This window comes from Bacillus sp. J33 (genome assembly GCF_000518885.1).
GTDB lineage: Bacteria > Bacillota > Bacilli > Bacillales > Cytobacillaceae > Cytobacillus.
The window spans coordinates 1-19,581 of sequence record NZ_JAEL01000104.1 but is presented as its reverse complement, the minus strand read 5'-3'; the positions used below and the strand labels follow the sequence as shown (position 1 = coordinate 19,581).

General features: G+C 40.5%; 19 protein-coding genes and 3 pseudogenes. 2 read left to right on the top strand and 20 right to left on the bottom strand.

Annotation, left to right across the window (positions count from 1 at the left end):
• Positions 1–189: pseudogene (locus tag L634_RS34000) on the top strand (IS110 family transposase); the annotation flags it as partial.
• 182 nt (positions 190–371) lie between these two features.
• Here L634_RS34000 and L634_RS31650 read toward each other — a convergent pair.
• From L634_RS31650 to L634_RS31640, 20 genes and pseudogenes are all read right to left on the bottom strand, one after another.
• Positions 372–1,106, bottom strand: a complete 735-nt coding sequence (locus L634_RS31650; protein ID WP_051428401.1) for an IucA/IucC family C-terminal-domain containing protein — start codon at positions 1,104–1,106, stop codon at positions 372–374.
• A gap of 50 nt (positions 1,107–1,156) precedes the next feature.
• Positions 1,157–1,252 (bottom strand): annotated as a pseudogene (locus L634_RS34480) (cobalamin/Fe(3+)-siderophore ABC transporter ATP-binding protein); the annotation flags it as partial.
• Positions 1,242–2,282 carry a FecCD family ABC transporter permease gene (locus L634_RS0123690; protein ID WP_026584584.1) on the bottom strand — a complete coding sequence of 347 codons (1,041 nt, stop codon included), beginning with the start codon at positions 2,280–2,282 and terminating at the stop codon, positions 1,242–1,244. The pseudogene L634_RS34480 and the gene L634_RS0123690, both read right to left, overlap by 11 nt.
• Positions 2,275–3,291 (bottom strand): iron ABC transporter permease, encoded by a 1,017-nt coding sequence (locus L634_RS0123685; RefSeq protein ID WP_026584583.1) that lies wholly within the window; start codon positions 3,289–3,291, stop codon positions 2,275–2,277. Before L634_RS0123685 ends, L634_RS0123690 begins: the two co-directional genes overlap by 8 nt.
• A 354-nt stretch (positions 3,292–3,645) precedes the next feature.
• Positions 3,646–4,662: an ABC transporter substrate-binding protein gene (locus L634_RS0123680; RefSeq protein WP_026584582.1), complete on the bottom strand. Its 1,017-nt coding sequence runs from the start codon at positions 4,660–4,662 to the stop codon at positions 3,646–3,648.
• 418 nt (positions 4,663–5,080) lie between these two features.
• On the bottom strand, positions 5,081–5,212 hold the full coding sequence (locus tag L634_RS34725; RefSeq protein ID WP_269521760.1) for a hypothetical protein: 132 nt from the start codon (positions 5,210–5,212) through the stop codon (positions 5,081–5,083).
• A 199-nt stretch (positions 5,213–5,411) separates the two neighbouring features.
• Positions 5,412–5,831, bottom strand: coding sequence for a protein-tyrosine phosphatase family protein (locus L634_RS0123665; RefSeq protein ID WP_026584581.1), 420 nt, complete (start codon positions 5,829–5,831; stop codon positions 5,412–5,414).
• 13 nt (positions 5,832–5,844) lie between these two features.
• Positions 5,845–6,792, bottom strand: a complete 948-nt coding sequence (trxB, locus tag L634_RS0123660; RefSeq protein ID WP_026584580.1) for a thioredoxin-disulfide reductase — start codon at positions 6,790–6,792, stop codon at positions 5,845–5,847.
• A gap of 13 nt (positions 6,793–6,805) precedes the next feature.
• Positions 6,806–8,578 (bottom strand): arsenical pump-driving ATPase, encoded by a 1,773-nt coding sequence (gene arsA, locus L634_RS0123655; protein WP_026584579.1) that lies wholly within the window; start codon positions 8,576–8,578, stop codon positions 6,806–6,808.
• Between the two features lie 17 nt (positions 8,579–8,595).
• On the bottom strand, positions 8,596–8,955 hold the full coding sequence (arsD, locus tag L634_RS0123650; RefSeq protein WP_026584578.1) for an arsenite efflux transporter metallochaperone ArsD: 360 nt from the start codon (positions 8,953–8,955) through the stop codon (positions 8,596–8,598).
• Positions 8,956–9,379: 424 nt separating this feature from the next.
• Positions 9,380–9,799, bottom strand: coding sequence for an arsenate reductase (thioredoxin) (arsC, locus tag L634_RS0123645; protein WP_026584577.1), 420 nt, complete (start codon positions 9,797–9,799; stop codon positions 9,380–9,382).
• Positions 9,800–9,826: 27 nt separating this feature from the next.
• On the bottom strand, positions 9,827–11,122 hold the full coding sequence (locus L634_RS0123640; protein WP_026584576.1) for an arsenical efflux pump membrane protein ArsB: 1,296 nt from the start codon (positions 11,120–11,122) through the stop codon (positions 9,827–9,829).
• A gap of 14 nt (positions 11,123–11,136) precedes the next feature.
• Positions 11,137–11,481: an ArsR/SmtB family transcription factor gene (locus L634_RS0123635; protein WP_026584575.1), complete on the bottom strand. Its 345-nt coding sequence runs from the start codon at positions 11,479–11,481 to the stop codon at positions 11,137–11,139.
• A 195-nt stretch (positions 11,482–11,676) separates the two neighbouring features.
• The gene (locus L634_RS0123630; protein ID WP_026584574.1) at positions 11,677–12,174 is read right to left on the bottom strand and encodes an arsinothricin resistance N-acetyltransferase ArsN1 family A; all 498 of its coding nucleotides are present in this window, start codon (positions 12,172–12,174) and stop codon (positions 11,677–11,679) included.
• Between the two features lie 64 nt (positions 12,175–12,238).
• Positions 12,239–13,498: an MFS transporter gene (locus tag L634_RS31645; RefSeq protein ID WP_034263140.1), complete on the bottom strand. Its 1,260-nt coding sequence runs from the start codon at positions 13,496–13,498 to the stop codon at positions 12,239–12,241.
• 11 nt (positions 13,499–13,509) lie between these two features.
• On the bottom strand, positions 13,510–13,740 hold the full coding sequence (locus L634_RS0123620) for a hypothetical protein (RefSeq protein ID WP_026584573.1): 231 nt from the start codon (positions 13,738–13,740) through the stop codon (positions 13,510–13,512).
• 63 nt (positions 13,741–13,803) lie between these two features.
• The gene (locus tag L634_RS0123615; protein ID WP_034263138.1) at positions 13,804–15,195 is read right to left on the bottom strand and encodes an NAD(P)-binding domain-containing protein; all 1,392 of its coding nucleotides are present in this window, start codon (positions 15,193–15,195) and stop codon (positions 13,804–13,806) included.
• Positions 15,196–15,300: 105 nt separating this feature from the next.
• Positions 15,301–16,368 (bottom strand): flavin-containing monooxygenase, encoded by a 1,068-nt coding sequence (locus tag L634_RS0123610; protein ID WP_026584571.1) that lies wholly within the window; start codon positions 16,366–16,368, stop codon positions 15,301–15,303.
• 52 nt (positions 16,369–16,420) lie between these two features.
• The gene (locus L634_RS0123605; RefSeq protein WP_026584570.1) at positions 16,421–16,870 is read right to left on the bottom strand and encodes a MarR family winged helix-turn-helix transcriptional regulator; all 450 of its coding nucleotides are present in this window, start codon (positions 16,868–16,870) and stop codon (positions 16,421–16,423) included.
• Positions 16,871–17,218: 348 nt separating this feature from the next.
• Positions 17,219–17,689 carry a ferritin-like domain-containing protein gene (locus tag L634_RS31640; RefSeq protein WP_051428400.1) on the bottom strand — a complete coding sequence of 157 codons (471 nt, stop codon included), beginning with the start codon at positions 17,687–17,689 and terminating at the stop codon, positions 17,219–17,221.
• A 614-nt stretch (positions 17,690–18,303) separates the two neighbouring features.
• On the opposite strand from L634_RS31640, the pseudogene L634_RS31635 reads away from it, so the two are divergent.
• Positions 18,304–19,051: pseudogene (locus tag L634_RS31635) on the top strand (alpha/beta fold hydrolase).
• Positions 19,052–19,581 lie beyond the last annotated feature (530 nt).

Below are 19,581 nucleotides of genomic sequence, written 5' to 3'. Positions count from 1 at the left end.
CCGCCATTTCAGGCAGTTCTGGATCAAGTATTTCCTGAATACTGTGGAGTTTTTGGAGCCTTACATTCGGATGTTTCTTTACTAACTTTACAAGCGTTTCCTACTTCAGAAGAAGCCTTGGAAGCAGGCGAAGTAACCATCGCTAACAAAATAAAAGAATTCTGTAAAAGTCGTTCACAACAATGGGCAAACCATTTATAAGAAACATGCTGAGCTCAAAAGTTTCTTATAAATGATTGACCATATGTAAGATATCCGTTCGATCTGAACCTGAATTGTATATTATGTCTTGTCTAATATGAAATACAAAGCTATTATATCTTCTTTGGCAACCTTCCTGGGATAGTAAACGTATAATATTGCTCAATACCTTATTGCTTTTGCTTTGCCTGTATACTTTTTATTGGACAATTACTGCAATGACCAACCCCCTCTTTTTCCAACTTATAGTATAAACAGCACGTTTTCCGACATGGATTTAATTTAAGTTCCTCTCCTATTTTTAAATATGGTTTAATCGGATTTTCTTTTAAATTAAACATATCCCCACTCGCATTTTTCAAGAAATGAAAGTCGCTTTTGAGTCGGTCAATTTTTACCGGATCTAATTCCTTCGCTAGTGTTTTCCTGTAAATGGAGTTAATTCGAATAGCTACGTTTTCCCACAATATGGAGGATGAAATACGGGATGTTTTTTTCAATATGTCTAAAACCGGCGTAATATGATACGAAAAAAGGTCGCGCAGCACGTTTTCACGCCATTGCTCCCTGTCCAGGCTTTTTGCTTCCTGCCATATGCACATACCAGCTTGAATGGATAATTTACATTCTTTAGTTAACGTGCATGCTGTTACTGGCAAATTATGGGCACCGTTGAATTCGACCATACTATATAAAGTGGACGACACGACAAGGTAAGCATACCTTTTCGAAAGCATTGATGCTGTGACTGATATATTTGGCGCCTTAATCTCTATCATTTGTTTTTGGAGAAACGATAAACATTTTTCCTCATCTAAAAGATCAGTTATCGCAATTTCTTTAGGTCTCTCATGTTCTACATATATATCAAAAGCTTTTAGTTTATCCACAACTAAACTGCTCATTATGATCACTCCTACTCATCTTCGCTAAACCATTGCTTTAACCAACTTTAATGCGGGTACCATCCTTGCTTGATAAGCTGTAAAACGGTAAGACCTTGTGAAGCAGCTAGACTTTGAGGAAGAATGGCCAGCCTATTACTTATTTCGATTTCTATATAATAAGTAAATAAAAAATGGAGCTCCAATCCCAGCCGTAAAGACGCCGGCAGGAATATCGAGCGGCAAAAAGGCGGTTCTTGCCACAATATCGGCTATTGCCACAATAATTCCCCCTATTAGGGCGGAAATAGGCACCAAACCCGCAAATGAACGTCCAATAAGCATCCTGGCAATGTGCGGTGCTACAAGGCCGACAAATTCTATTCCCCCTGCAAATGCTACAGAAGAACCGGCTAACGCGACACTAATGAAAAGGAGAAGAAGACGCTGAACTTGAACTTTCACTCCAAGCCCTGCCGCAACATCGTCTCCTAATTCTTTCACGTTAACAGTCCTGGCAGCCAAAAAGGTAAGAGGAATAAAAATAAGAACCCAGGGAAACATCGAATAAACATCCTGCCAATTGGCACCATAAAGGCTGCCTGTTAACCAAAGATAAGATTTGGTGGTCACGGCAGCATCACTTAATACAAGCATCATCGTTACGATCGCCTTCATGGCCGCCGCCACTCCAATTCCCATAAGTACAAGCCGGATAGGAGACACTCCTTGTTTCCATGACAGCAGGTAAATCAGCGCAGATACAATGGCTGCCCCTGATATGGCTGATAAAGGAAGCCATGTTATACTTACCGCTCCCATAAAATAGACAATAAACACGATGGCGCCAACTGATGCTCCAGCTGTCACCCCAATAATATCCGGAGAGGCAAGAGGATTCCTGATTACCCCTTGCAAAATCAAACCAGCTACACCGAGCGCTGCTCCGACCATAAAAGCAAGCAATACCCTTGGCAGTCTCAAAGTATTAAGAACAAAATCATTTTCGCCGCTTCCATATCCAAATAGCTGTTTGATCACATCAATGGGAGTGATAAAACTGCTTCCCATTGATAAACTTGCAATAAAGAGGATCAATGAAAATAGGCTTAGAGACAGAAAAGCAATCCACGTTTTTTTATGTAATTGAAAAGAGATCGCACCAGATTTGATCCTTACTGTCAGAAAACTAGTCATTTTTTGATAACCCCCTGCGTGCAATATAGACAAAAAATGGAGCTCCTATAAAAGCAGTCATGACCCCAATCGGCATTTCTTGAGGCATAATCACAAATCTTGCTGCTACATCAGCCAGCAACAGTAAGGATGCTCCAACTAATGCACTAAAAGGAATGATCCATCTATAGTCTGGCCCAACAAGACCGCGGACCATGTGGGGGACAATTAAGCCAACAAATCCAATCGAGCCTGCCACAGCTACAGATCCGCCAGCCAGGAAAACAACTATGATGCCAATAATAGCCTTAATTAAGATTGTCCGCTGCCCTAAACCTTTGGCCACATCCTCACCAGACATCAGGATATTGATGGACCTGCCTAAAAACAATGTGATAAGACCGGCTCCAAGCATAAAAGGCAACACAGGTAATAACATGTCCATACTCCGCCCTGCAACAGATCCTGCCAGCCAAAATAGGACACTTTGTATGGATTGCTCATCAATAACTAATAATCCCTGGGTAAAGGAAACAAAAAGGGCTGTAATTGCTGCCCCTGCCAGAACAATTTTAATGGGCGTTAACCCATCTCTCCCCAACGAGCCCAGGAAAAAAACGAATACGCCCGCAACCCCAGCTCCCAGAAAAGCGATCCACATGTAACTGCTTAATGAGTCAACTGAAAAAAATGCCGCCGAAAAAACAATAAAAAATAACGCACCTGCATTAATCCCAAAAATATCAGGGGCTGCAAGCGGATTTCTTGTCAGTGCTTGCATAAGAGCCCCCGCAACTGCAAGATTGGCTCCAATGACAGTCGCAATTACCGCTCTTGTCATACGCGATGTCGTAATGATAACGTGCTCAGTTATCGATTCATCATAATGAAAAAATGCATCGAATGTTGTCTGAAACTGAATCGATGTCTGACCAAATGCAATACTTAGCACGAAAGCCATCATGAATAGAAAAATACAAATGAAGAAACCTGCTATTTTAAAAGATGTACGAGAAAGTAAGTTTTCCAAGTAGATACTCCTTTCGTTGCTTTATATGGCTACTTAAAGTTTGGCTCTGTTAAACTTGCCTGTTGATTTCCGCTCCAGGAGCTCAATCCTTCCACGGGCGGCCCGACGCTCCTCCCGCAGGACGTTGAATCAGCCTCATCAAGTAACACCGCACGCAGAAAATGGATCTCGCACCTTCCCTCCTATCACCGGGTGCAAATATCAACAATCAGCTTTAACTCAGCCAAAGTTTATAGTTAAGCTGCCATTCATCACTAACCATGAAGAAACTTTAAGATTAATAGAGTAATGAAATACATACAAAAATAGGAGAAAGAATGACTTCCCTCTCCTATCTTCTTTTCATTATGCTATTTATTTTTCTAATTCGAATCTGTCATAAATATCATCAAGCATCAGGTTGGCTGCATTGATTCCGCCGCCCATATTCCAGATGATTTCATCAACCGTGTAAACTTGGTCTGCTTTTACAGCATCGAGATTTTTCCATAATGGATGATTTGTCCATTCATCATGGGCTTTCTTTACTGCTTCAGTATCTTCCATGAACATATAAAATACATCGGCATTCATTTGGGAGATGCTTTCTTTATCTGTTAACTTAAGTATATCCTGGCCTTCCACCGCCGGATCTTTAGGACCTTTAAAGCCCAGTTCCGATAAAATGGACCCGGCAAAACCTGTCACATAAATACGGGCATGGTCTTCCCTAAAGTTTAACACCGAAACATGCAGAGGCCACTTGTCCCCTAATTTTTCCTGAATTTTGCTTTGGAAATCAGCCACGCGATCATCCCAAGCAGAAAGGATCTCATTTGCTTTTTCTTCCTGATCCATCGCTTGCCCCATTAATTCCACAGTCCCTTTAAACTCAAAAACGGTTTCATGCATAACGGTTGGCGCGATTTGAGATAATTGTTCATAAATTTCTTCATGGCGTAATTTGGAAGCAATAATTAAATCCGGCTGAAGTTTGGAAATTTCCTCTAAATTCGGCTGAGTTTCTTGACCGACGATTTGAACTCCTTCCAAATCCTCTTTAAGATAGTTATAGACAGGCTGTTCTAACCAAGACTCTACCACCCCTGCTGGCTTCACTCCGAATGCCACAGCAGCATCAGTTGCACCCTGGTATAAGGTAACGATTTTCTTAGGCGTTCCTTTAATCGTTGTGGTGCCCATCGCATGTGTGATTTCCCGAGTATTTTCTGAGCCCGCTTTTTGTTCTGTCTTTTCAGTACCGCTGCTTTCCTTCGATGTTTCTTGTGATGATTGATTTCCACAGCCAGCTAAAAGCATCACAAAAGATAAAATGAGTACAAGCAAAGAAAATGCAGATTTTCTTTTAAATAAGTATGTAATTGCAGACATGTCGTTCCCCCTTTTTATTTTTCGCAATAATTGATAATGATAATCATTACTGTTCAAATTATAATCTATGAATTTATTAATATCAATACACAATTTGAGAATAATTCTCATTATCTATTAATGATTAGTAATAACAAGGAAATAATTATCTTACTCAAACTCTCATAAAGGCCGGCTTTCTCCCATTTACAATTTACATCTTTTTATGACTCTTACACCGTCTATGATTTGTGTATTAGCAAATCGCACCAGTATACAACCAGCTCTTTTTCACTGCAGGAATATCTGGCCCAAAAGAGCCCTTATGTATTTCTGATCTTTTCCTTAATTACTTTTGATTAGAAATACATTATCCACATCCACCTGTCACTAAAAATAAAAAAAAGGAGCTCATTTCACTAAGCTCCTTTAAAACACCCTAGCAGCAATCACTTTCATTCCCTATTAGAACAAGTCCATTTGCTTCCTGATTAAAGTCCAAAACAAGATCTTGTGTCAAACTTTCGATATTAGGATCTATTGCCACAGAGATGCTATTAACCTCAAACATTTTATCATCTGCTTCTGGCTCATCCAGAGCCAGTCCTACTTTAGGCTGTCCTCAGCCAAAGCCTGCAAAATAAAAACGGACGTTTTTAGCATTATGTTCTTCAAACAATTGTTTCAAGAAATCACGAGCCTGATCTGTTATATTCACGTTTTTCTCACCCCTAAAAATATTATAAATGAAGCCTCAATCCATTTTACAATTAAGCATTAGGATAAAGACGATGTAGGGACTCTTTCATTTCTGGCTTTACATTAATTTTTGGCCGTGCCGACTTCGCCATTTCTTCCGCTTCTTCGATCGTCTTTGCTTTTCCTAAAGATAACAATGTTCCAATCGCAACTGTTCCTGTACGATTGCTTCCTCCCGCACAATGAAAATATACTTTTTTTCCTTCATTATAAGCGCTTACCACATGCTCAATGGACTGCTTAATGGACTCATCCTGTTTTTTTGCATCATCCACTATGGGGCTGTGAATCCGCTCATAATTCGTTTCTGGTGCCTCTGCCCGCAGATCAAAAATCACATCGGCGTTTTCATTTTTCATCATCTCTATTACATCATCTGCCCCGCCAATATAGATACGATCTTTAATTAATTCATGATATTTTTTCATCATGCAGCTCCTGCCTTTATAAAGATTTGCTCAAATCATGTGCTGCCGTTTCTTCTAAATACCGTTCAGCATCGAGTGCTGCCATGCATCCTGTTCCAGCGGCTGTAATCGCCTGGCGGTATTTTTTATCCTGCACATCACCACAGGCAAAAACCCCTGGGATATTGGTTTCCGTTGTTCCAGGCACTACATTAATATAGCCTGTTTCATCCGTATCGATTTGTCCATTAAGGAAAGCCGTATTTGGTGTATGCCCAATCGCTACAAAAATACCGTCTGTTTCGATCACTTCTTCTTTTCCTGTCTCATTATCACGAACTTTTAAACCTGACACTTTCATTCCATCCGAGACGACTTCAATTGGCGTTTTGTTAAGCGACCAAGAAATTTTAGCATTTACCTTCGCACGATCCTGCATAATTTTTGAAGCCCGAAGTTCATCACGACGGTGAACAACGGTCACCTCTGAAGCAAATTTCGTTAAGAAATTGGCTTCTTCCATGGCAGAATCTCCCCCGCCTACGATAATGACTTTCTTGCCTCGATAAAAGAATCCGTCACAGGTCGCACAAGTGCTGACTCCGCGTCCAATATTTTCTGATTCTCCTGAAATACCTAAAAGTTTAGCGGATGCACCTGTGGAAAGAATCAATGCTTCCGTCTGAATTTCTCCTAAACCGTTCACTTTTAGTGTAAACGGCTTGTTAGAAAGGTCCGTTTCCGTAACCCATCCTCTTTTGAATTCAGCTCCAAATCTTTCTGCCTGTTTTCTCATATTGTCCATTAATTCAGGACCCATCACTCCATCAGCAAATCCAGGAAAGTTCTCTACTTCCGTTGTTAAGGTCAATTGTCCTCCTGGCTCCGTACCCTCAATTACGAGCGGCTTCATATTTGCACGCGCTAAATAAATCGCTGCTGTCAATCCCGCTGGTCCTGTTCCCAAAATCACAACCTTTTCCATCGTAACCCCTCCGCTACTGGTTTATATATTTCTTTAATTTCTGGTATCCAGTGCCTTCTTCACTCTTTAATGGGACAATAGCACATTTCTCGCTTAGCTCATTTGATACTTTTTCAATCCAGTTTATTTCGGCACTTGCTCTTCCTTTTAGAACAGGATCGGTTGTTTCTGTTGCATAAAGACTTTGGTTAATCAGCCACCACTTAGGCGTGATATCCGCCCGTTTCAAGTCATCCTGCAATCGGCTCGCTTCTAATACAGGCGTTGCTTCAGCCAACGTAACGATCACAACACCTGTTTCTTTTGGATTTCTTAACCTTGGAAGCAGCATTTTAACACTTTCAGGCACTTCACCTGTTGAGCGTGCTAGCTCTTTATGATAGGACTGAGCCGCATCCAAGAGCAGCAAGGTATGCCCTGATGGAGCAGTATCAATAACCACCATTTCATCCTTAGATCTTGCCACTACCTCTGCAAATGCCCGAAAGACGGCAATCTCCTCTGTACATGGGGAATTGAGATCCTCTTCTATATAAGCTAATGCCTCATCATTCAGTTCATCACTTACATTTGACAGCACTTCTGCTTTATAAGCCTCTACTTCTTTTTTCGGATCAATGCGGCTGAGAGTCAGGTTTTGATTCAACTGGCTGTTCTTAAAAACAAATTCAAGGTGAGCAGCAGGATCTGTTGTCGTTAAATGGACTTTATGACCTTTTTCTGCTAATCCGACCGCAATAGCAGATGCCATGGCGGTTTTTCCAACTCCGCCCTTGCCCATCGTAAAGATAACTCGTGTATCACTGGAAGAAAAGTCTTCAATGACATCACTCAATCCAGGCAGACTGATCGATTTTTGCTCAAAACCCATTTCAGTCTCTGGCAGGATAAATTGCTTAAATAAATAGCGCAGGTTTTTTAGCCCTGTCAGAGAATAAGATACAAACGGTAGAGAATAGGTGGCTACTTGTTTAAGATCTTCCGGCATCTGTTTTAAGGCATTTCGCTGGCGATGGAAGAAAGAGGATGAAACCTCATCATCAGGTATATGTGACTGCATTAATCCGTTAATAATCAAATTCTGGTTTTTGATTCCAATTTCTTTTAATTCCTTTGAGGCACGGCTAGCCTCAGCTAACGAAGATTCATCAGGTCTTGCTACTAGAATTAATGTTGTTTGAGCAGGATCAGCAAGTGCCTCCATCGTTATGGAATAAATCTGCTTCTTTTCCGCGAGTCCAGATAAAGGCCCCAAGCAAGAGGCACCATGCGTACTTTCTTCAAGGAATCCGCTCCAGGCTGTTGGGAGCTGAAGAAGCCGAAGCGTATGACCTGTCGGTGCCGTATCAAAAATAATGTGATCATATGCCTCAACAACGGAGGCGTCTGATAGTAAGCTCGTGAATTCATCGAATGCTGCAATTTCGACTGTACACGCACCAGATAGCTGTTCCTCCATCGTCGCAATCACTGAATCTGGAAGCTTGCCGCGATAAGGTCCAATGGTCTTTTCGCGATAAGCACGGGCCGCTTCTTCCGGATCGAGGTTGCAGGCAGAAAGATTTGAAACGCCGGGAACAGGCATAGGTGTGTTTGTTAGCTCTGCTTCTAAGACATCCTGCAAGTTTGATGCAGGATCTGTACTGACAAGCAGAACCCGTTTTCCTTCATCGGCAAGCTTAACAGCAGAAGCACATGCCGTTGACGTTTTCCCTACTCCGCCTTTTCCTGTAAAGAAAAGAAATTTCGTATTCGTAGCCGCCCTTATATCAAAAGGTTGAAACATGCGTTTTCCTCCTCTGTCTATTTCAAATCAAGCTTGAATTTTACGTTTGGCTTTTTCTCAGCAAGATCTTCTGCTTTCACTCCAAACCACTGTGCAAGTTCATCGTTTGAAGGATATTTGCCTTCTTTCACCACAGCTCCATTTAATAACGTGACTGGCAGTGCATCAGGTCCCTTTTCATGCAGAACATTATTTACCTCTTGATTGTCCGCAAATACTGCTGGTTCATTAGCCAGGTTGTATCGTTTAATGTCAAAGCCTTTTTTCTCCAGGACAAATACAGCAGATGCCATTCTCGTTAGTTCAGGGTCCACACTCGGTCCGCACACACCTGTTGGGCAGCACAATGCAGGATCAAAAATTTCAACTTTATTCATCGTTTTCGCTCCTTCACAATTAAATAAGCATATACTTATATATAAGACGAAAGGTTAGCCAAGAGAGTGTTTTCCCTTGGCTATTTTTTCTAAATGCAAGGTATAACTTTGAACTTCGATAACTGTCTAGCTCCACAAGGAACGCTACGGCAGCTTAATCATCGCACGACTAAAAGCGTTAGCTTTTAGGAGGAGCGCCTACCCCCTCGAGGTCACAAGCCAATCCTCCCAAAAAGGCAAAGAACGCCTTTCCGAGAGGCTCGACTTGTGCTTGAGGCCCGCAGGACAAGGAAAGCTTCGGCAGCTTAATCATCGCACGACCAAAAGCGGCAGCTTTTGGGAGGATGTGGGTCATGCAGACGTTGCCACAGGACGTGGCGTTCTTAGTCTGCGTTCTTTCGTGGACAAGGCGCTTGCGCTTTTCTTATTTCCCAGTTTCGGCAAACGTTTTAATGCGGTCGCCAATTTCATCACGTACACGCTGGAAGAAAGCCCATTTTTCTTCTTCTGTTCCTGTTGCTTTTGCAGGATCATCAAATCCCCAATGTTCGCGTTTCACTTGAGGAGGAGTCATTGGACATTTATCAGCTGCATCTCCGCATAGTGTTACAACCAAATCAGCATTGTTTAGAATTTCAGGATCAATGATATCAGACGTTTGGTTAGAAATATCAATACCCGCTTCTTTCATCGCTTTTACAGCGTTAGGATTCAAGCCATGTGCTTCAATTCCTGCACTATAAACATTCCACTCATCACCTAAATGCTGTTTTGCCCATCCTTCAGCCATCTGGCTGCGGCAAGAGTTACCTGTACATAGAAAGTAGATTGTTTTTTTAGACATGTTGAGATTCTCCTTTTAGGTAAGTTTTTAAATGATCAGTAACCAAATATATAGACCAACCAGTGTAATAAATAAGGTTGGGATGGTTAATACAATTCCTGTCTTAAAATAAGTGCCCCAGGAGATTTTCACTCCTTTTAGGGACAGCACATGTAGCCAAAGCAGGGTTGCCAGGGAACCGATTGGCGTAATTTTTGGTCCTAAATCGGATCCAATGACATTCGCATAAATAAGTGCTTCCCGGATCACACCACTTGTATTGGTATCAGCAATAGCTAATGCATCAATCATAACGGTTGGCATATTATTCATCACAGATGAAAGGATTGCAGCAATGAATCCCATTCCGATTGTCGCAGCAAATAGTCCCTGGTCCGCTGTCATCTGGATTAAATCAGCTAAAACATTGGTCAAGCCTACGTTTCTTAACCCGTAAACCACTACATACATTCCGATAGAGAAGAAAACAATTGCCCAAGGCGCCCCCTTAACGACGGTACGCGTATTGACTGCTGGGCTTCTGCGCGCCATCAATAGGAAGAAAATCGCTATAATTCCCGCAATGATCGAGACTGGGACTCCAATAAATTCACTTGCAAAATAGCCAATTAATAAGATTCCTAAAACAAGCCAGGACAATCGGAACATTTTGCTGTCTTGAACTGCCTCAGCAGGCTTCTTCAAATGGGATAAATCATAATTCTTCGGTATGCTTTTTCTAAAGAATAAGTATAAGACAAGAATGCTGGCTGCCAGTGAAAAGAAGTTTGGAATAATCATTCGGGATGCAAATTCCGCAAACCCGATTCCAAAAAAGTCAGCCGAAACGATATTCACGAGGTTGCTGACAACCAATGGCAGTGATGTCGTATCCGCAATAAAGCCGCTCGCAATGATAAAAGGAAAAACCATTTTTTCTTCAAACTTAAGATTTCTTACCATCGCAAGGACAATGGGCGTCAGGATCAATGCTGCCCCATCATTCGCGAAAAATGCGGCAACCAGTGCTCCCAAAATGGAGACATAGATGAACATCCTTAACCCGTTTCCCTTTGCCGCTCTTGCCATATGGAGAGCCGCCCATTCAAAAAACCCAATCTCATCTAAGATGAGGGAAATAATGATGATGGCAATAAAAGCCAGAGTGGCATTCCAAACAATAGAAGTAACATCCATTACATCATTAAAGTCTACGACTCCTGCAATTAAAGCAAGAATTGCTCCTCCACAGGCAGACCATCCAATCGATAATCCTTTCGGCTGCCATATTACTAATATGAGGGTGATTAAGAAAATCACCGATGCTAATATAATTTGAGTCAACGCTGTACCCCCTATTACTCACATGAAATTCGCAATCCCTGTTCTTCCAGTTCTTTTAATTTATAATCTTGGCTTGGAAGGTGATCCAGCAGGTTTTGCACCAATGGATAATAGTCGCTGTCTTTATTCAATGAATAAATAATCCATTGTCCTCTTCTGGTTTCCCTTACTACCCCCGCATCTTTTAACTTCCGGATATGCTGGCTGATAGCAGGCTGGCTCATTTTAAAGATCTCCACAAACTCACACACGCAACAATCATGGTTATCCAGAATTTTCACCATGGTTAATCGTGTTTTATCGCCTAATAATTTTAAAATGCTTGCTGCTTTATCGATCTCAACCGTGGATACTTTCATCCAGTGTTCACCTCCGTCTTTCACGTATTAATATATAATAATTCACTTATATAAGTAAATACTTTTATTCTTATTTACAAAACCTTTACAAATAGTTTGCTTATTTTAAAGTAAATTATAATGGATGAAACCCTACACTGATATCAAACAAAAAAGGCGGCTAAACCTTTGCCGCCTTTTATATGGTAAGAACCATTACAGAATTTTTTCCATAGCCATTACATCAACAAATTTACCATCTAGAACACCTTGGTTTTGAAAAATACCCACTTCTCGAAAACCCATTTTTTTATATAGCCCTTGCCCTAAACCGTTAAATGGGAAAGTAAATAAAACTAACTTGTGAAAGTTATTTTCTCTGGCTTTGGCTTCCAAAGTGGAAAGAAGTTTCCCGCCTACGCCTTTGCCCCTGAATTCCCTTGAGATATAAACTGAAAGATCCGCCACCCCATCATATGCACAACGATTATTATATGGATTTAAGGAAGCCCAGCCAATTATGTTTTTCCCCTCTTCTGCAACCACTGCACTATATCTGGTTTGATGCTGCTTGAACCATTCTGTCATATATGAAAGATCTTTTTTCTCTGTTTCCAACGTGGCTATCCGATCTTCTATCCCTTGATTATAAATCTCCAACATAGCTTTTAAATCTGACTCTCCAGCTCCGCGAACAACTGCTTCACTTATCATTAGAATTCCTCCGCTCATACCGATTAATCATTAATCATGTTAAAACCCATATATCATGCGACCTTTAATAGGCTTTGTTGAACCCTTTTTCATAGCCATTTATTGATGTGCTTAACCTTTTTGCAAACACCGACCATATAATAGCTAAAATGAGGAGTGCTGCAGCACCGCCCCAATATAAATAGCTAAAGCCATCCTTCAACTGTATTAATATGTAGCTTAGGGCCGGTCCTAAAGCTGCCCCTACATCTTGAGAGATGGAGTATATGGTAAGGAAAGAAACGACATTTGCAGTCTTTGATGTGTCTAGTGCAATCGTGTCCAGGATGGTAGTTAAAATGGTAGCTCCAGCCATCACTAAAAGCGTAATGAAAATCCAGCATCCTAACGGAAGTTTAACGGACATCATCCCAAAGACAACCCCTGCAAAAAGTAAGGAAACAATAAAAATCGGCAGCCTTCCTCTAGAGCCATCAGACCATTGCCCGGCAGCCCTTCCCAGGAAAGGCTCCCAGGCCCACCTTACTGCTTGGATTATGCCTGATAATAAGGTTACACTAACAGCCACATTCCATATGGAAATACGCTCTCCGTAAAAATGTTCAATCATGGAACTCAGAGTGGATGTTAATATTCCTTGATATAACATAGCAATGAGAAAACCTGAAACAATAATAGATACTTTATACCCCGTTTTGCCAATGAAAGGCTTACCTTTTTTTACTTCATCTGTCTTTTCCGGAGCCTCATTATCCTGAGTAATATTCGAGTTTACAATTAAAGGAATCCCCAAAAAGGTCAAAAGACCAAATCCAACCGAAACAGTGCTCAAGCCAATAAAAGGAACGAACATGCCGCCAATAAGCATCCCCACTAAGCTTCCCGTTCGGTAGAGGCCATTATATAAACCCATTGAACTCCCCCGTTTATTTTTATCTGCATGTAGGGCAACAACCGATAATCCGCCGATCCGAAAAAAAGACCATGCAATCCCCCATATTGCGCGCAGGATCACCCAGGCGGTAAAGCCTTCGAAAATACCATACCCCATCGTTGTGAATCCGCCTAATAAAACAGCTATTATCAGTCCAGCCTTCAATGAAATATGTTTGTACATCCAACCGACAAAAGGATTAAAAGGCAATCGTATGAAACGATTTATAGAAAGAAGCACACCTACTTGCCAAAGAGATTCAAGGCCTGCGGATTCCCAATAGATAGGCAAGGCTATATACAGCATGGAATCTCCCAAGAGACTTAAAGCTGTAACAACGGCGACTATTACAATCGTATTTGAAGACATCTGATCTTTAATAGTCACCATGATTCATCCTTTCAGGAGATAGAATAATTTCTATAATCATTATTTTGGTTCATTAATTCTTGATAAGCCAAGAGAAATTGTGTATAGGTTTCCTGCCCCATTTCATTTTCCTTTAATCGAAACAGCCTTTCGAAGGTTCGATCTTTCGCTTCGTCAAGTGAACATCCAAAAGCATTCATAATTAATTTCATATAAGAAATAAAATATTCTTTTTTGAGCGTTCCGGCATGGTTAATGGTCATTTGCATCACCTTTTAATTAGTTTTTAGGGGAAGCACAGGCTTCCCCCTTTAAGAAGGTTATTATTAATTGCAGCAGGAAGACGCAGGTTCATCACAGGAAGAACTTTCACTACTTAGATTGACGCTGCAGACACCTGTTTCTGGTAAATCCAACTCGACTTTTTCAGCAGCAGCCAAATCCCCGCTTAAATAAGCAACTACTGATCTAACTTGTTCATATCCTGTAGCCATCAGGAAGGTTGGAGCACGCCCATAGCTTTTTGCACCTACAATATAAAAATCTTTCTCAGGCTGTCTTAACTCCTTTTCACCGTGGGGACGAACAGTACCGCAGCTATGAATGTTAGGATCGATCAATGGCGCTAAAGCTTCTGCACTTTCAGTTGCAGTGTCTATAGAGGTGCGAAGTTCATTTATGATTGAAAAATCCGGACGGCTTCCTGTATTAACAATCATTTCGTCAATCCCCTCAAGGCTCCTCTGCTTGCCATTTTGGCTGCCTATTAACTCGATTCCCTCTTCAGACTTTCTGACTATTTGGATGCGAAATGGAGTAATGACCTTCACTTGCCCGTTATCTACCAAATTGTGAATTTGGCTTCCGAGAAGGCCGCGTGCTTCAAGTGCATCCTTCTCTTCGCCGCCATAGGCATCCTCAACCCGCTGCCTTCTCATAATCCATAAAATCTCCGTTTCAGGATAAGACTCTTTCAATTTGGCTAAATCTAATAAGGCATTAATGGCCGAATGGCCTCCTCCAACAACTGCTATCCGTTTATTTGCATAACGTTGCTGTTCCTTCCCTGAAATATCTGGAATACCATAATATATTTTTTCCTGGAGTGATTTTTCTTCCGTGAGCCATATACCACTTGAAACAGCTGGGTTGGGGTTTCCCCATGTACCTGCAGCATCAATCACTGCCCTTGCTTCAAATGTTTTATACTCCCCATTCTTTTCAGCATGGATGACAAATGGAACATGTTCCCGATTTGCTGTTTTCATTTTATCCATATCTTTTCTGCCAATCGATAAGACTTTAGTATTAAAATGAACGAATGGTTTAATTTCAGGTAACCTAGAAAGTGGCTGCAAATATTGTTCAACCAGCTCCTGCCCAGTCGGCAAAGCTTCGAATTCCGGATGGATCCAACCACTGGCTTTTAATATATCCATAGCAGCTTTATCTACATTGTATTGCCAAGGTGAGAATAAGCGTACATGCCCCCAAGTTAAAATGTTTGCACCTATTTGTGAACCAGCTTCTAAAAGAATGAAAGGAATGGCTCTTTTTGCTAAATGGGCTGCAGCAGCTAAACCTACAGGACCACCCCCTATAACCGCAACGGGTAATTTACTTTTTTCATTATTTAACGTAATACTTTGAGTTGATAAGCTAACATTTGTACCGCAGCATCCGTTTCCGCTGATTAGAATATTATTTGCCTTCGTCATATTAATCTCCTCTTTTCTTTTAATTAGATAATTGATAAAGCAGCATTAGTATTAAGGTATATATGAATTGTTTTGGGAAAAACAAAAAAATACTTTTTTAGTCTTTTAATACATTTTATTTTTCAAATGTCGCCGCAGCTTTCTAACGATAAACCGTGCATCGGGACCAACCCCTCTTAATGTCGCAGAAGCAAATGACCGCTGACCTTCTAGCCCTACATAATATAGGCCAGGCACTGAGGTACTGATCCCAGCAATTTGCATAGGTTTCCCCTCAGAATCGAGGGCATCCAGATCACTTAAGCAATCAAGGTTATAACGATAACCCGTAGCATAAATGACAGTGTCTACCTGTTCTTTTGTTCCGTCTGGCCAAATTACCCCATTGTCATAAAAGGAAATAAACATGGGTTGTTGATCAGGTTTCCCAGCTGCCAATCGTTCTTCATAATGATTAAGATTGGCTACTGAACTCGAAATCGGCGGTGTTTTGCCAAATCGCCAGAAAGGGAATGTATCTATCCCAATGGCCCTTATCCAAAAGTGCAAATCTTGCCCCAAGAATCTTTGTCTTATGAATTGAACCGGCTTCCGAACAGCTAATGTTGTTTTACTTGCCTCTGCCAGCTCAATGGCAATTTGTACAGCCGAATTCCTGCTTCCCACAACGATCACTCTATGATTTATAAAAGGATCCGGATTTCTATAATCAGATGAATGAATGATACGTCCTTGAAAAGTCTCCTGCCCTTTTATGAAAGGAATAAATGGATGATTAAAGGAACCAGTTGCATTGATAATAGTCCGAGCATGGAATGTTTCGCCTGATTGTGTTAGAATCTCAAACCATTTAGCCTTATTCTTTACAGATACGACCCTTTGATTGGTCATAACCGGCAATTTAAAGTGCTTTTTGTAATCAAGCAAGTAATTAATTACTTCCAATTTCGAGGGATAATGATCAGGATCTCCAGGGAACTTCATCCCAGGTAAGGATGAAAATCGTGCAGGAGAAAATAGTTTGAGGCTGTCATAATAATTAGGCCAGGAACCCGCAGCTTGCTTATTTGCTTCCAGGATTAAATAGTCTAGTCCTTCCTTTTGCAAATAATATCCCGTTGCAAGACCAGCCTGCCCGCCACCAATGACAATGGCATCCCAAATTTCACTCATGCGAAACTTCCTTTCATTTACTTGTAAATTGCAAGTATTTATTGAAGGGGAATTACCCCTGTATTGGATTGCAGCATACACTGGACTTGGCCATTGCGTTATTTAATAAGTGAATTGAACGGATGACTGTCTCTCTTTCAAACTCATTCATCTGAGAAAAAACTTCATTTAAAAATGAATTCATTTGCTGATCAATTGCCGCAGCGATATATTTCCCCTCTGCAGTAAGAGAAAGAATGCTGATTCGTTTATCATCTGGGTCTGGTGTTTTCTTAACTAAGTTCATTTTTACTAATGATTGGACCTGCCGGCTAAAAGTAGTAATATCAGTCCCTAGGGTTTCCGCAATCTGTTGCATAGATGGCTTATGTTGATTATCTATCTCATAGAGGATGTGGCTTTGAATGAGGGAAATTTCGCATCCACCAACACTGCAGCAATTTTTATTAAGTAACCCAAATCGGCGTGTCATTATTTGAAACATTCCACGAAGATTTTCCAATATTTTCACCTCTTAAACACATTATATGCAACTTACTTGTAAAATGCAAATAATAGTTCAATTTTTTTAAATGGAAGCAATAACCGAAAATACAATTTGGTTTAAGATTCTTCAACAAAATGGCCATTTAGAAAAGGAAAGAGCGCAATCCTTATTCTGGAATTGCACCCTTTAATGAAATAACTAAAATTGGCCTCAAACCTAAAATCACTTAATTCTTATTGAATTAATGCTACCCGTTTATGAAGATCGACGATTTATTATAGAGTGTTGAAGCTGGGCTGGTTATTGAATTATAGAAATTTATAAACCAAAGCAGAACCTATCTAAAATGTATATATTCTTTTATTATTTTTTGAATGATAACTTAGTTGGACCAAAGAGCGTTTTCTCAATACCTAATGCTACCTCTAGGTCTATTGCGTGTTCTTGTTCAGTAACCACAATGTCTCTAATAATTTGTGAGGAGTCGTACATACCAAGTGCTTCAAATTGTTGGACTCGTTGTAAATATCGGTGAATCGCATCGTATTCACCTTGCAGGTCTTGACGGAGCATTTCTTTATTGTTCCTTGATGTAGCTCGAGGTGCCACTTGTGTAGTAGGTATACCTCCCAGATATTGAATAAGCTTACTTAATTCAATTGCATGGTTAAATTCATCTTTGGAATGTTCCTCCAACTCCGCAGCAACAGCAAAATAAGCAGCACCACTAAGCATACTTGCATGTTGAGCATATTGAATCCCAGCTGCATATTCCCATGCTAAATCGAGATTGAGACCATGTACAATTTGTTCTAACGCTTGTTGATTAGCCATGATAATCACCCTTTTTTATAGACTCCTCACATTCTATGCAATAGGAGGTGATAACAGAATGTATTAACTATATGGCCACATTAGCCGTCATTCCACATAATTGCCCTTAAATGAAAAATGAACGCTTATTCCTTGTTCCAGGATAGCGACAGATTGCAGAAGACCGTTTTACTGTATGTTGGCTTCAAAAGCTCCCAATTGCCGAAAATATACATACTCTTTCGCTATCCTCATAAAGTCTTTATGAGGATGTCATTTTCTGTTATTGCTGTTTTCATAGTTCGAAACAGCCTTTTTGATTCTGTCTTTATGAAAGACATTTTACTATCCTTTTCACATTCTTTTGTCCTTTATTAAGATTGGGAACAAACCCCTGGGGCGCCAAATGGTTTTATGTTTCTTAACTTCCGAAAAATAGCATTATGTTAACTAGATTTGCATAATGTATTCATTTTTTCCTTAAAAACCTTATTCAATTAAAGGGTCATTATCCAGAATAAGGAAGGAAATTAAAAGATGCTTCTTGAATTGTAAGTTAAGCCAGAAAAAAGCAGGATTATTTAAGAAAGATATCATAGTTTTAATATTAAATTGTAATGGGTGGAGGAATTTCAATGGATTTGTATTATGAAGTTAATGGTAATGGTCATCCTGTGGTTCTCCTCACTGGTGGTGCTGATGTACGGAACTGGACATTTGTCGCATCTCTTTTAGCGAAACACTACAAGGTCGTTGCTTTTGACGGACGTGGGACAGGGAAATCACCGTCCCCTTTAGAAGACGTCAACCATGTTGAAGATTTGCTGTTGCTGCTTGATCATCTAGAAATCAATCAGGCGACACTCATCGGTCACTCAATGGGTGGCCAAATTGCCACTGAATTCGCTCTGAATTATCCCGAAAGGGTTTCAAAACTTGTATTGCTTGCTCCTGGATTATCTGGGTTTAGCTATTCAAAGGAGTTTGAAGAGAATATGAAGAAGATTCATGAAGCTGCCCCCGATATCGATAAGATGGTTGAGCTTTTGCTCAGTGATTCATCGTATCGTGTTGTAACGGTGAGTCCTCACCGGAATTTGATGGTTCAAATGCTCCAAGCACCATATGAACCGAATGTTTGAATGGCCGGCTGTTAAATTGATTTGGCCGCAACCACCTGCCATCGAAAGATTAGGAGAATTGACGGCCAAAACATTATTGATAATCGGTAAGGAGGATTCACCTGATAACCTTCGTGTTGCCAATTACTTTCGAAAACACTCAGACGCTCATATCATAGAAATTCCAGGTGCTGACCATATGGTTAATCTCACCCATCCCGAGAAGCTGTATCGTCAAATTACTGGTTTTATGAAGGAATGAAAAGTTTACTAAGCCAAGGACTCAGGAAAATCATTCGTCAATTTTGTAACTTATCTAATTTATAAAACAGGCGACAATATAATATTAACAGTTCAATTAAAGGGCGCTATCCTTGAATAAGGGTAGTGCTTTTTTCTCTTAAGGGCCATGTTCTGGATAACTTCCAAACAAACTTGGATATTTAGGTTAATATGGGCATGGGATTATGAGGAAATGTACTGATATGAACGAAACTGTCAATGCTCCCTACACAAATTGATTTTGGTTTCAGTTTATGGGTAACTCTAAGAAGAGAAGCGTTTTTCGGCTTCTTTGCTTATTAGTTGGGGTTCAGTCTTTTTCAAGGCTAAGGAATCTCCTTCTCAGCTTACTGACTCCTCCTCAATCTCCAAATTGGCTGTCAAGTGATTTCCTTGACAGGTAATTTGGAGATTGAGATACTTTTTAAAGCTGAGAATGAATAAATTTCTCCTTTCATTTTGATATAAAAAGTTAAGCACACGGCACGAAGGCAAAAATCTCAACTGCGG

Bases quoted from the DNA above. Each gene is read 5' to 3' on its own strand.
- L634_RS31650 (WP_051428401.1), bottom strand. From the start codon at position 1,106: ATGAGCAGTTTAGTTGTGGATAAACTAAAAGCTTTTGATATATATGTA.
- L634_RS0123690 (WP_026584584.1), bottom strand. From the start codon at position 2,282: ATGACTAGTTTTCTGACAGTAAGGATCAAATCTGGTGCGATCTCTTTT.
- L634_RS0123680 (WP_026584582.1), bottom strand. From the start codon at position 4,662: ATGTCTGCAATTACATACTTATTTAAAAGAAAATCTGCATTTTCTTTG.
- L634_RS34725 (WP_269521760.1), bottom strand. From the start codon at position 5,212: ATGTTTGAGGTTAATAGCATCTCTGTGGCAATAGATCCTAATATCGAA.
- L634_RS0123665 (WP_026584581.1), bottom strand. From the start codon at position 5,831: ATGATGAAAAAATATCATGAATTAATTAAAGATCGTATCTATATTGGC.
- trxB (WP_026584580.1), bottom strand. From the start codon at position 6,792: ATGGAAAAGGTTGTGATTTTGGGAACAGGACCAGCGGGATTGACAGCA.
- arsA (WP_026584579.1), bottom strand. From the start codon at position 8,578: ATGTTTCAACCTTTTGATATAAGGGCGGCTACGAATACGAAATTTCTT.
- arsD (WP_026584578.1), bottom strand. From the start codon at position 8,955: ATGAATAAAGTTGAAATTTTTGATCCTGCATTGTGCTGCCCAACAGGT.
- arsC (WP_026584577.1), bottom strand. From the start codon at position 9,799: ATGTCTAAAAAAACAATCTACTTTCTATGTACAGGTAACTCTTGCCGC.
- L634_RS0123635 (WP_026584575.1), bottom strand. From the start codon at position 11,481: ATGAAAGTATCCACGGTTGAGATCGATAAAGCAGCAAGCATTTTAAAA.
- L634_RS0123630 (WP_026584574.1), bottom strand. From the start codon at position 12,174: ATGATAAGTGAAGCAGTTGTTCGCGGAGCTGGAGAGTCAGATTTAAAA.
- L634_RS31645 (WP_034263140.1), bottom strand. From the start codon at position 13,498: ATGGTGACTATTAAAGATCAGATGTCTTCAAATACGATTGTAATAGTC.
- L634_RS0123620 (WP_026584573.1), bottom strand. From the start codon at position 13,740: ATGACCATTAACCATGCCGGAACGCTCAAAAAAGAATATTTTATTTCT.
- L634_RS0123615 (WP_034263138.1), bottom strand. From the start codon at position 15,195: ATGACGAAGGCAAATAATATTCTAATCAGCGGAAACGGATGCTGCGGT.
- L634_RS0123610 (WP_026584571.1), bottom strand. From the start codon at position 16,368: ATGAGTGAAATTTGGGATGCCATTGTCATTGGTGGCGGGCAGGCTGGT.
- L634_RS31640 (WP_051428400.1), bottom strand. From the start codon at position 17,689: ATGGCTAATCAACAAGCGTTAGAACAAATTGTACATGGTCTCAATCTC.